Below are 11,568 nucleotides of genomic sequence, written 5' to 3'. Positions count from 1 at the left end.
GCCACCGGCGCCATCTGGCTTGACGCGATGGGGGTCAACAGGCAGGGTGTGTCGCGGAATGACGTATCATTCCCATCTCGACAGGAGGCCACCCATGCCCGCCAAGAACCGTCCGACGGTCCTCTACTACCCGTCTTTCGTCTATGATTTCATGCAATCTGTGATGTTCCCGCTGAATTACGCGATTGGGGCGGCCTGCCACCTGCAGCCCAAGAAGTCCGTGTGGGGGGAGGCGGACTTCGCCTCGAAGCCAGTGCCTGGAACGGGCAGAGCGCTCGAGTCCATCGCGAGCGACATCCTGGCCGGACGTGACGTCGCCTACGACGAAGGTGACCTCGTGCGTCTCTACGACTCCCTGCCCCCCGTGAGTGCCACCGAAGACCTGGTGGGGCACTCCTGGAACGGTCGCATCCTGCGGACGAACGCCTCGGTCCTCGACCTGGCGGAGTGGTTCATCATCCGACCCCTCGAGCTCCTCGGGGTCAAGTGGGGCAAGCGCTACAGGAACATCCACAAGGGAGACCCGCTGCTGTTCCGGTTTCGCGACAGCGTCTACGCGCCCGTTCCCATTTGGGGGAACGTCGGCATGACCGACATCCGCTGGCGCGGCGTCCCGACCGCAACGATGAACTACGACCACCAGCCCTGGAAGGACTACTTCAAGCTCCTCTCCGACGCGGATGGCGAGCGCGTGCTGCTCGGCGTCTGGACGCACAAGCACATCGCGGGTGGCTGGTTCACCCTGACGCTCGCACCCGATGTGCCCACGGAGCCGGGCGCCTAGAGCGTCGAGGCGCGGGAGGAGCCACGGCCCCGCATGGGCTGGCGCTGCGGGGCCGCGCAGGCTACGCGCTGGCCTCGGCCAGGTCCCCGAGCAGCTCGTCGATCTGCCCCATCACCGCGCGCATCTGGTCCGGCTGCGGCAGCAGCGTGACGCGGAAGTGGTTCTTGTAGGGCACGTTGAAGCTCGTGCCCGGCGCGATGAGGATGTGCTTCTCCTCGAGCAGTGTGAGCGCGAACGCCTCGTCGTCGAAGCCCGAAGCGAACGCCTCGCTCTTCACGCGGATGAAGGCGTAGAGCGCGCCAGAGGGGGCCACCACCTCCATGAAGCGGCTCTTCGCCACGGACTCGATGATGGCGCGGCGCGTCTCGTAGAGGCGCCCGCCAGGACGCACCAGGTCTTCGATGGACTGCCGCCCGCCGAGCGCCGTCTGCACCGCGAACTGCCCGGGCACGTTGGCGCACAGGCGCAGGCTGGCCAGCAGCTCGAGGCCGCGCAGGTACTCGCGCGCGCGCCCCTTCTCGCCCGAGAACGACACCCAGCCCACCCGCAGACCGCACGCGCGGTAGATCTTGCTGAGGCCCCCGAAGGTGGCCACCAGCGTCTTGTCCGTGAGCGTGGCGACGGGCACGTACTCCGCCCCGTCGTAGAGCATGGTGTCGTAGATCTCGTCCGCGAAGAGCACCAGGTGGTGCTTCTCGGCGATGGCCGCGATGCCCTCGAGCACCTTGCGGGGATACACCGCGCCGGTGGGGTTGTTGGGGTTGATCACCACGATGGCGCGTGTGCGCGGCGTGACCAACTTCGCCAGCTCGGCCGGGTCCGGCACGAAGCCGTTCTCGGGGCGGCAGGGGTAGTGCACCGCCTTCGCGCCGTGGATCACGATGGACGCGGTCCAGAGCGGATAGTCCGGGCTCGGGACCAGCACCTCGTCCTCGGGGTTGAGCAGCGCCCGCATGGTCATCATGATCAGCTCGGACACGCCGTTGCCGATGAACACGTCGTCGGCCGACGCGTCGGGCACCCCGCGGTCCTGCTGCTGCATCACCACCGCCTCGCGCGCCGGAAAGATGCCCTTCTGGTGCGAGTACGGGTCCGCCTGGTGCAGGTTCTGCACCATGGCCACGCGCATGGTGTCCGGCATGCGGAAGCCAAAGGCCCCCGGGTTACCGATGTTCAGCTTCACGATGTCGTAGCCGTCGCGCTCGAGCTCGTCAGCTCGCCGGGCCAGCGCTCCGCGGATCTCGTACTTGACGTCGGCCAGGTGGCGGGAGGCTTTGAGCTCGGGGGCGTTCATGGCGGGAGGCGGATCATTGGAGGCCGGGGCGGGGCCGTCAAGTGAGCTGCGGGTCGCCTGGGACGGTGGGCAAGTCGCCTTCTCGCCGATGCTCGGTCGACTCTCGGTCGGTGCTTGGTCGACTCTCGGAGAGCCACGCTTGCTCTTGATTCAAGACACATTGGCACCCCGGGTTTCAACCCGGGGTGCCAATTGTCCTTGTTTTTGAGGTCCGAACGGTCACCAAGAGACCTGCACCTGCCCGCCCGTCCCTCAGTCGTCCGCCCGCACCGCCCGCTCGCGCGCCCACTCGCGCAGCGCCGTGATCTTCTCCGACATGGTCACCGACAGCGGCCGCGTCCCGTCGATCTCGGCCTCCAGCACGTCGTCGCTCACGTCCACGCCCTCGGCGAACGCGGTGAACAGCCCGGACACCACCACCTGCTCGAGCTCCGCGCCGCTGAAGCCCTCCGCCTGCTCGCCGAGCGCCACGAGGTCGAAGCGCTCCGGATCGCGGCCGCGCTTCTTCAGGTGCACCGCCAGGATCTCGGCGCGCGTGGCCGCGTCGGGCAGGTCCACGAAGAAGATCTCGTCGAAGCGACCCTTGCGCAGCAGCTCGGGGGGCAGCTTCGAGATGTCGTTCGCAGTGGCGATGACGAAGACGCTCTCCTTCTTCTCCTGCATCCACGCGAGGAACGTCCCGAACACGCGCTGGCTGGTGCCGCCGTCTTGGTCGCCCTGGCCGAGGGCCTTCTCGATCTCGTCGAGCCACAGCACCACCGGCGCCATGGACTCGGCCGTCTGGATGGCGCGCTTCAGGTTGCGCTCGGACTCACCGAAGTACTTGGTGTAGAGGTTCGAAGGGTCGAGGCGCAGCAGCGGCAGGCCCCACTCGCTGGCCACCGCCTTGGCGCACAGGCTCTTGCCGCAGCCCTGCACGCCCAGCAGCAGCAGCCCGCGCGGCGCCGTCAGGCCGAACTCCTTCGCGCGCGCCGGCTCGGTGAACGCGGCGCGCCGCTTGCGCAGCCAGCGCTTGAGGTTTCCGAGGCCCGCCACCTCGCTCAGGTTGTGGTCGTGCGGGAAGTACTCGAGCACGCCCGAGCGCTCCACGATGCGGCGCTTCGCGTCCATCACGCGGCCGAGGTCCTCGCGCGTGAGCATGCCGTCCTCCACCACGGCCTGCGTGATGATCTTTTGCACCTCGAAGAACGTGAGCCCGTGCAGCGCGCCCAGCAGCTCGCTCACGTCCTCGGGGGTCATGTCCACCTTCACGGCGCGGCGCGCGCTGATGTCGCGGATCACCTGTGTGATGAAGCGGTGGTACGTCTCGGCCGTGGGCGTGTGCAGCTCCACGTGCGTGAACAGCGGGTCGAGCCCCTTCGGCAGCTCCAGCTGCGGCGTGGTGAGCACCAGCGCGCCGCGGTGCTTGAAGTAGCGCCGGTAGATCTCCTTGATGCGCGCGCCCTGCGCCGCGTCCTCGGCGTCGAGCGGGAAGCTGGGCAGGAAGAACAGCGCCTCCATGTTGGCCTGCTCGATGAACGCGAGGCAGCCCTTTGCGGTGTCCGTGCCGCTGGCCCCGGGCCCCGGCGCAGCATCCACCCGCGCCAGCCCCGTGACCGGGTGCCACACGAACAACGGCAGCCCCACGCGGTCCGCCAGGTGCGCCAGCATCACGCGCACGCGGTCTTCCTCCACGGTCTCCACCACCCACAGCGGGTGGTGCGCGTTCACGAGCACCTCGAGATCGCGCAGCTGTCCAACCGTCGGGGCTACCCAGTCGCTCATGTGTGCCTGGCAGGATCAGGCACGGCGCGGTGGCGCGTCAACGCTGCTGAGCCATCGCCTCATACTCCCATCGAAAGTACCGCTGAAGCAGCTCGACAGATGTCACCCAATTTTCAGCGCTACATTCCAAGAGCACCCCATCGAGCGTCTTCCACAGGAGGTTCCAACTGAAATTCGCGAAGACGAACAGACCACGCAGAGAAACGGTCCCGTTCTCCGAGGATGGGAGCAGCCTGACTCCCAGCGGCGTGCAAACGACCACGCCAAACAGATCCGATCGCTCGTCGCCCCTCATCCCAATCGCCAGGTCGAGCAGGAAACACACTTCAGGGGCATGCTCAATGTGACGGATACCGCATTCAACATCCGGTGATGACACATTCAAGATTCTCAACTCTGTGGTCATGGGTCGTTCAGCTTGTCGTACGTACCCGGGCTACGTCGAGCCTACTCGAAGCACGACGCTGGCGCGGCGTGAGTGTCGGGCATGTCCACCGGAGGCACGCTCTCTTCGCCAAGGCACTCGCCAATCCCGAGGAGCACCAGGTGTGACTCGAAGAAGTTCGGGTGGACCGCGATGGCCGCGCCCCACTGATGACGGGGACGCGTGGGCGGCCCCTGAACCTCGTAGCGGACGGGGAGCACGGAGACCCGAGTCCCTGCGGGGGTCTGCTCCATGTCCACGGTCCAGGTGGCGAAGAGGAGCTTCGGACACACGTTCCGGTAGTAGAAGGGGGTCCAGTAGCGAGACGTCTCCAGCTCGAAGTGCGCGGTCTGACCCATGGACCGTGGCATCTCCGCGACGCGAATGCGGCCGTTCCAGGGCAGCGCAAGAAAGCGCCCCGCACCAACGCAGGCAAAGACCTCGGCGAACGGTGCATCAAACGTCCAAGTCGAGATGGATGCTGGCGGCGCCACTCGTGACTCGACCGGCACGCACGCCGTCGAGACCAGCAGCAGACCGGTGCTCACGATCCACCCGACGTGGAAGGCCACGGCACGGCGGCTCGGAGTGTCTCCGCTGTTGGGTTCACGGTCACTCACGGCACGTCTGGGGGTCGAGACCCGTGGTGTCTGGAATCGGGGGCGGCGGCACGGTCTCGCCGAGACAGTCACCCACGGAGGCGAGCAGCATGTGGGCCTCCAGGTTCGTCGAGTCCACGGGCGTGGCGCAGCCCCACGGGTGGGCGCGGAATCGTCCGCAGCGATAGTTGTGGAGGGACGTTTCGCCGAACGGCCAGACTCCGACTTCCACTCCGCCATCGACCCGCTCGGCGTGGACGATCCACTTTCCGTAGAGCTTCAAGGGGCAACTTCCGGACCTATAGATCGGCGAGTGATACCTCCACTGGGCTTCGAAGAGGTAGTCGCCCTGAGGCACTCCCTGACCAGGCAGCGGCGACGTGCGAGCGATCACTTCATTCCATGGCCCTACCCGGTGGACGCGGTCTAGGCAGGCGATGACTTCGGCCTCGTCGCTCTCGAAGACCCATCGAAAGACCGGGGGATGGGGTGGAGCCACCACCTCGTAGCGCAGCCGACACCCCGACAACGCGAGCAGGCATCCAGCCGCGACCAGCACAGAGCTGCCGGCCGCTTTGAGTCGGGTCGCCGCGCCCGTGGGACCCGATTCAGACTCCCCATCGATTTCCGTGTCCCTGTCCGGCACCCCATAGGCGTATCACATCCCCGGCGCGCATGTGCTCGTGTGCCTCCGGCGCATCACGCGCTCCCGCCGCGGCAGCGCACCGTGGTGGCGAGCGGGCGCTCGGCGAGCACCATCGTGTAGCGGAAGAAGTCCGAGTTGGGGCCAGGGAAGATCGGTGAGAGGGCGATCACCCCCTGATTGTCCTCTGCGAACTGGAACACGCAGCCCACGCGCCGCGCCGAGCAGAGGCCGCCGTGGTAGAGCCCCAGCGCCTCCGAGAAGAAGAGGTTCGTCTCGAACGCCTCGCCCGGGAAGCGCGCGCGGACACTCCCGAGGACGGCGTGCAGCCTCGGCTCGTCACTGCGCACGGAGGTCTCGAAGAGGCGCTCTTCTTCTGAGAAGGCGTCGAAGAAGCGGTGCACCACGCGCGCCAGGTCCCGTTCGTGCGCGATGGCCGTGCGTAAGGGCGCCGCGCGCCGACGCAGCTCTTCGAGAGACGCGTGGCGCGTGGGTAGTCGGTGGATGCTCGGGATCTGGAACCTCGGGTGATGCTTGCTCATGGCCCGGCTTCTCGGCCCGACCCCGCGCGAGTTGCGTCGCGTGCGCGTGCATCGACACTTGCGGTGTGCCACCGGGGGATCGACACATCCGCCCGTGCCGCGTAGCGTGCGCGCGTGTGGCGCTATCTGGCACAGAGGTCCCTGCGCGCGGCGGCGACGGTCGTGGGCGTGGTGACGCTCGTCTTCCTGCTGGTGCGGCTGGTGCCCGGCGACCCGGTGGACGCCATCCTGGGGGACCAGGCCAGCCCCGAGGAGCGCGCGGCGCTGCGGCAGACGCTGCACCTCGACGCGTCGCTGCCGGTTCAGTACGGGCACTTCGTGGGCGACGTGCTGGACGGCTCGCTCGGGCACTCGTTCCGCAGCCCCGCGCGCACGGTGGGGTCGCTCATCGCCGAGGTGCTTCCGGCCACGGTGGCCCTGTCGCTCGCGGCGCTGGCGTTGGCGTTCGGCATCGCGCTGCCGCTCGGCGTGCTGGCGGCGGCGCGGCGCGGGACCGGCGTGGACGCGCTCGCTTCCACGGTGGCCGTGCTGGGGCTGGCCATCCCCAACATCTGGCTGGGCCCGCTGCTCATCCTGGCGTTCGCGGTCGAGCTACGCTGGCTGCCGCTGCCAGGTGACGACGCGAGCGGCGTGGTGGGCCTCTTGCTGCCCGCCGTCACGCTGGGCACCGCGCTCGCGGCCATCCTCACGCGCCAGACGCGCGCCTCCATGCTGGAGGTCTATGACGAGCAATACGTGCTGGCGGCGCGCGCCCGCGGCCTGAGCGAGCCGGTGGTGGCCATCAAGCACGTGCTGCGCAACGCGCTCCTGCCGGTGCTCACCATCGGCGCGGCGCAGCTGGGCGCGCTGCTGTCGGGCGCCGTGGTCACCGAGAAGGTCTTCGAGCGCGCGGGGCTCGGGCAGCTCTTCCTGGACGCGTTCTTCGCGCGCGACATGCCGGTGGTGCAGGGCTGCGTGTTGGTGGTGGCCGTCACCTACGTGGCGCTCAACATCGCGGTCGACCTGCTCTACGTGGTGGTCGACCCGCGCGTGAGGCTCGCGTGAGCGGGGTGATCGCATGAAGAAGCTCTTCGCGCGTGTAGGCCTGGTGCTGGCCTTGCTGTTCTTCACGCTGGGCGTGGTGGGCCCCTGGCTCGCGCCGCACGACCCGGCCGCCATCGACCTCGACCACCAGTTTGAAGCGCCCTCCGCCGCGCACGTGCTGGGCACCGCCGACAACGGCGTGGACCTCCTGAGCGCGCTGCTGCACGGCGCCCGCTTGGCCGCGCTGGTGTCGCTCAGCGTGGTGCTGGTGTCCGTGGTGGTGGGCACCCTGCTGGGCGCCGCCGCGGGCTACTTCGGTGGCGCCGCCGACCACGCGCTCTCGGCCCTCACCGACGTGTTCCAGGCGTTCCCGGGCATCATCCTCAACATCGCCATCCTGGCCGTGGTGGTGCAGCCGGGCCTGCTGCACCTGATCTTCGCGCTGAGCGTGTCGGGCTGGGTCATCTACGCCCGCGTCGCGCGCGCCGCCACGCTCTCCATCCGCCAGCTGGCCTACGTGGAAGCCGCGCGCGCGCTCGGCGCCTCGGACCTGCGCGTGCTGCTGCGCCACATCCTCCCCAACCTCGCGGGCCCCATCGTCATCCAGGCCACAGCAGGCCTCGGCGGCGTCATCCTGGCCGAGTCCACGCTGTCCTTCCTGGGCCTCGGCCCCGGCGTGTCCGTCTCATGGGGCGCCCTGCTCGACCAAGGCAGCAGCGTGCTGCTGCGCTTTCCGCACGTGGCCCTCATCAGCGGCGCGTGCATCGCCACCACGGTGCTGGCGTTCCACCTGAGCGGCGACGCCCTGCGCGACCGGCTGGACCCGCGGGCGCGCTAGGAGCGTGGACCACAGGCGGCCGCCGGTGGAAGTCCGGCGGTCCGCCAGCGCCAGGCTCGACCAGCTCACCCTGGACATGGGCGAGCTGTGCGCGGAGGGCGTCTTCAACAAGGGCGCCCAGCGCCTGCGCCACGGCACCGCTCGCGGCCCAAGCACCTTCGTCCGCAGAATGGCGCACGAAGTCGGCTTTGACCTCGACGCCCACGTGAGCGTGGCGGCTGGTCCCCGCGAAGAGATGGAGCACCTTGTTCGCTACATCTTGCGGCCACCCCTGAAAGAAACACGACTGAGACTCCGCCACGATGGTGTGGAGCTGACCCTGAAGACGCGCTCTCTTCGCGGCACACATCAGAGAAGGTTCATGCGGACTGTAGGCTTCAGCGAGCGCCCATCGATCCTTGGCTCACTCAGGGATGTGCTCGGCGATCCACGTTCGGATGGCCTGCTGCGAGAGCTGCTCCGAGACCGTCGTGGCGGCGCGGCTGAGGACCGCCGGGCACGCGATGCTCGGCCCTTGCATCGTCGAGGTGCTTCGAACCACGCCCGTGCGGCGATCGTAGAACGTGACCGTCGCGTCGGTGCGACCCCGCTCGACGTGCACCGTCTGGCTGCCATTACCATAGGTGCCGCACGAGCCAGCCCTCACCCAGCGCTCGGAGACCATCGCAACGAGTGCGATGTCGCCGACCGTCGGTGCGTCACGAACGCTCTCGAGCGCAAAGAACGCTCCGCGAGCGTACATCGCGACGACGCCCGCCCCGGTGCCCTCGGGCGTCAGCGGTACAGCGCCACGCGTGACACCCTCGAGCTGCTTGGCGAGCAAGGTGCGTGCGTCGTCCGCTTGGAGGTCGACCCGTGAGTCGACGACGGCACCGTCTGGAAACTGCAAGCGGACCGGGACCTGCACCACCGGCGTGCGATCGCGGCTGTCGAAGAGGCGGCGCAAGGGGAGTGCGCCCATACTCGGCACCTCCGCGGGCACGTTGACGCCGCCCGCAGCAAACGTCTGTGGCGGCAGAGAGCCCGAGGAGACCAGTGTCCCGGGGTCTGCGGTCACGACGGAGATGGCGGCGATATCACCACGAAACCTGAGCATGCAGCTGGGACCGCCGGTGCACCGAGACTCGCCATTGATCCCCACCTCGAGGCCGGGCGAGACGCGAGTGCCCTCAATCTCCAATCGCTGGGTCCCCGTGGTGTCTCCACCGGGGGTCACCACAAAGGCCACGTACGCACCCGTGTCGGGCACACTGAGGTAGACCTCGCCTTGGGCATCCGACCTTCTCGTCCATGCGCCCGCGGGAGTGTCCCCCGGACCCAGGGCTCCGATCTCCACCGGTATGTTTGGCGACGTGTGCCCCGAGACGACCACGACCGGCCCGGCGCCAACAGCCACTCGATTTGCGCTTCCGACGAACGGCTCGATGCTGTCCCCGCAGCCGATCGCGAACATCGCCGCCAGAATCGCACCCGTGACTGTCCATCGATTCATCGTCATGTCTCCATCGTGTCGTCTGTTCGTGTCGTCGCGTCGGGCGGCACGAATCGCGCGACGGCGTCGGCCTCGGCCAATCGCTGACCGACAGCGTATTGCGCAGATTCGCTATCTGTAAACTCTTGGTAGACGCGTCGGAGAAGGTTCGTGGGGACTATGGGCCCGGTGAGCGACGCGCTCGGCGGCCTTGTGCGCCGTCGCTGGACGACTCCGGCGTACCGAGCGACCTTGGTATCCCATTCGATTTTACGGTCATCATCGACGGGAACCCAGACGCCAGTGCGCCCACGCTGAGCAAGTCACCGCGAAGCGCCGGGGGGTGGACTTCTTCCGGGCCACCCCCCAGATGCGCCGCGGCCCCATCCGGTGTATCCCTCCCGGCCCATGCTGCTCGAACGCACCCTGAACCTCATCGCCAGCGAGGCGATGCAGTCCGCCCTCGACCTGCCCGAAGCCCCGGCCGCGCTGCTGCGCCCCACGCAGGACGCGAAGTTCGGCGACTACCAGGTGAACGGCGCCATGGCGCTGGCCAAGCAGCTGGGCAAGAAGCCGCGCGACTTGGCGGAGCCCATCGCGGCGAAGCTGCTGGAACACGAGGCCGTGGAGGCCGCCGAGGTGGCGGGCCCCGGCTTCATCAACCTGCGCATCTCGGCGGCGTGGCTCGGGCGGGCCCTCGACGCCATGTACGCCGACCGCGAGCGCGACGGCGTGGACACCGTGGACACCGCCGAGCACGTGGTGGTGGACTACTCGAGCCCCAACATCGCGAAGCAGATGCACGTGGGGCACCTGCGCTCCACCATCATCGGCCACGCGCTGGTGAAGCTGCTGCGCTTCGTGGGCCACCGCGTGACCAGCGTGAACCACCTGGGTGACTGGGGCACGCAGTTCGGGCTCCTGATAGTGGGCATGCGCGAGTGGGGCAGCCAGGACGCGCTCGACCAGGACGCCATCGTGGAGCTGGGGCGCGTGTATGCGCTGGCCAGCGCCCGCAGCAAGACCGACGAGGCCTTCGCCGAGAGCGCGCGCGCAGAGCTCGCCAAGCTGCAGAACGGGGACCCCGAGAACACCGCGCTCTGGAAGCGCTTCGTGGCGGCCACGCGCAAGACGCTGGACGTGGTGTACGGCCAGCTGGGCGTGACCTTCGACGAGTGGCTGGGCGAGAGCTTCTATCACGACCGTCTGCAGGGGGTGGTGGACCTGCTGCAAGAGAAGGGCCTCGCCCGCGAGGACGAGGGCGCGCTGTGCGTGTTCTGGAACGAGCTGCCCACGCCGTCCAAGGGGCTCGAGAAACAGAAGGAGCCGTTCATCGTGCGCAAGCGCGACGGGGCCTTCCTGTACAGCACCACGGACATGGCGGCCGTGCTCTACCGGCGCGACGTCATGAAGGCCGACCGCGTGCTCGACGTGGTGGGCACGCCGCAGGCGCTGCACTTCAAGCAGGTCTTCGGGCTGAGCCAGCTGCTGGGCGTGACCACGCGCATGGAGCACATCGCCTTCGGCTCGGTGCTGGGCGAGGACCAGAAGCCCATCCGGTCGCGCGACGGCGTGGAGGTCACGCTGCAGGGCTTGCTGAGCGAGGCCGTGGAGCGCGCCCGCGCCCGCATCCAAGAGGGCATGGACGAGGGGCGACTCAAGATCGACCCGGCCGACCTCGACGACACCGCCACCAAGCTGGGCATCGGCGCCGTGAAGTACGCCGACCTGCGCCAGAACCGGGTGAGCGACTACGTGTTCGACTGGGACAAGATGATCTCGTTCCAGGGGAACGCCGGGCCCTACATGCAGAACGCCTACGTGCGCTGCCGCAGCATCTTCCGGAAGGGCGAGGTCGATCCAGACCAGCTCGCCGGCGCCGTCACGCTGGTCACCGAAGAGGAGCAGGCCCTCGCGCGGCTCATCGCGCGCTTCGGCGACGTGGTGCACCAGGCGGCCGAGACCAGCCAGCCCAACTACCTGTGCGAGCACCTCTTCGAGCTGTCGAAGGCCTTCAGCCGCTTCTACGAGGTGTGCCCGGTGCTGAACGCCGACGACGCCGACGCGCGCGCGAGCCGCCTGCGCCTCACCGCGCTGGTCTCGCGCCAGCTGGGCCGCGGCCTCACGCTGCTGGGCATCGACGTGGTCGAGCGCATGTAACCTCGGGTCGCGGCTCGTGTACCCTC

General features: G+C 68.4%; 11 protein-coding genes. 5 read left to right on the top strand and 6 right to left on the bottom strand.

Going from position 1 to position 11,568, the window contains the following annotated elements:
- The first annotated feature begins 94 nt into the window (after window positions 1-94).
- A complete protein-coding gene (locus IPI43_30940; GenBank protein ID MBK7778479.1) occupies window positions 95-784 on the top strand; it encodes a DUF4334 domain-containing protein in 690 nt (229 codons plus the stop codon).
- A 61-nt stretch (window positions 785-845) separates the two neighbouring features.
- Here the strand turns inward: IPI43_30940 and IPI43_30935 are convergent, their stop codons facing one another.
- The 6 genes from IPI43_30935 to IPI43_30910 all read right to left on the bottom strand — a co-directional run bounded on the left by IPI43_30935 (window position 846) and on the right by IPI43_30910 (window position 6,050).
- Entirely contained in the window at window positions 846-2,078 is a 1,233-nt protein-coding gene (locus tag IPI43_30935) for an aminotransferase class I/II-fold pyridoxal phosphate-dependent enzyme (protein ID MBK7778478.1), read from the bottom strand.
- Window positions 2,079-2,330: 252 nt separating this feature from the next.
- A complete protein-coding gene (locus tag IPI43_30930) occupies window positions 2,331-3,842 on the bottom strand; it encodes an AAA family ATPase (GenBank protein ID MBK7778477.1) in 1,512 nt (503 codons plus the stop codon).
- Between the two features lie 37 nt (window positions 3,843-3,879).
- Complete coding sequence (locus tag IPI43_30925) at window positions 3,880-4,248, bottom strand: hypothetical protein (protein MBK7778476.1); 369 nt, start codon at window positions 4,246-4,248, stop codon at window positions 3,880-3,882.
- Window positions 4,249-4,289: 41 nt separating this feature from the next.
- On the bottom strand, window positions 4,290-4,886 hold the full coding sequence (locus tag IPI43_30920; GenBank protein ID MBK7778475.1) for a hypothetical protein: 597 nt from the start codon (window positions 4,884-4,886) through the stop codon (window positions 4,290-4,292).
- The gene (locus tag IPI43_30915) at window positions 4,879-5,511 is read right to left on the bottom strand and encodes a hypothetical protein (protein ID MBK7778474.1); all 633 of its coding nucleotides are present in this window, start codon (window positions 5,509-5,511) and stop codon (window positions 4,879-4,881) included. The genes IPI43_30920 and IPI43_30915 overlap by 8 nt, the downstream gene beginning before the upstream one ends.
- A 53-nt stretch (window positions 5,512-5,564) precedes the next feature.
- Window positions 5,565-6,050 (bottom strand): hypothetical protein, encoded by a 486-nt coding sequence (locus IPI43_30910; protein ID MBK7778473.1) that lies wholly within the window; start codon window positions 6,048-6,050, stop codon window positions 5,565-5,567.
- A 114-nt stretch (window positions 6,051-6,164) separates the two neighbouring features.
- On the opposite strand from IPI43_30910, the gene IPI43_30905 reads away from it, so the two are divergent.
- The 4 genes from IPI43_30905 (at window position 6,165) to argS (ending at window position 11,542) form a co-directional block, all read left to right on the top strand.
- A complete protein-coding gene (locus IPI43_30905) occupies window positions 6,165-7,094 on the top strand; it encodes an ABC transporter permease (GenBank protein MBK7778472.1) in 930 nt (309 codons plus the stop codon).
- Between the two features lie 13 nt (window positions 7,095-7,107).
- Window positions 7,108-7,911, top strand: a complete 804-nt coding sequence (locus tag IPI43_30900) for an ABC transporter permease (GenBank protein ID MBK7778471.1) — start codon at window positions 7,108-7,110, stop codon at window positions 7,909-7,911.
- Window positions 7,912-7,936: 25 nt separating this feature from the next.
- Window positions 7,937-8,770 (top strand): transposase, encoded by an 834-nt coding sequence (locus IPI43_30895; GenBank protein ID MBK7778470.1) that lies wholly within the window; start codon window positions 7,937-7,939, stop codon window positions 8,768-8,770.
- Window positions 8,771-9,790: 1,020 nt separating this feature from the next.
- Window positions 9,791-11,542 carry an arginine--tRNA ligase gene (gene argS / locus IPI43_30890; protein ID MBK7778469.1) on the top strand — a complete coding sequence of 584 codons (1,752 nt, stop codon included), beginning with the start codon at window positions 9,791-9,793 and terminating at the stop codon, window positions 11,540-11,542.
- Window positions 11,543-11,568: the final 26 nt, after the last annotated feature.

The organism is Sandaracinaceae bacterium (assembly GCA_016706685.1).
Lineage (GTDB): Bacteria > Myxococcota_A > Polyangia > Polyangiales > Houyiibacteriaceae > JADJJE01.
This window is presented reverse-complemented; position numbering and strand designations above follow the sequence as displayed.

What these genes read in the sequence shown, in the direction of transcription:
- IPI43_30940 (MBK7778479.1), top strand. Translation starts at nt 95, where the DNA reads ATGCCCGCCAAGAACCGTCCGACGGTCCTCTACTACCCGTCTTTCGTC.
- IPI43_30935 (MBK7778478.1), bottom strand. Translation starts at nt 2,078, where the DNA reads ATGAACGCCCCCGAGCTCAAAGCCTCCCGCCACCTGGCCGACGTCAAG.
- IPI43_30930 (MBK7778477.1), bottom strand. Translation starts at nt 3,842, where the DNA reads ATGAGCGACTGGGTAGCCCCGACGGTTGGACAGCTGCGCGATCTCGAG.
- IPI43_30925 (MBK7778476.1), bottom strand. Translation starts at nt 4,248, where the DNA reads ATGACCACAGAGTTGAGAATCTTGAATGTGTCATCACCGGATGTTGAA.
- IPI43_30910 (MBK7778473.1), bottom strand. Translation starts at nt 6,050, where the DNA reads ATGAGCAAGCATCACCCGAGGTTCCAGATCCCGAGCATCCACCGACTA.
- IPI43_30900 (MBK7778471.1), top strand. Translation starts at nt 7,108, where the DNA reads ATGAAGAAGCTCTTCGCGCGTGTAGGCCTGGTGCTGGCCTTGCTGTTC.
- argS (MBK7778469.1), top strand. Translation starts at nt 9,791, where the DNA reads ATGCTGCTCGAACGCACCCTGAACCTCATCGCCAGCGAGGCGATGCAG.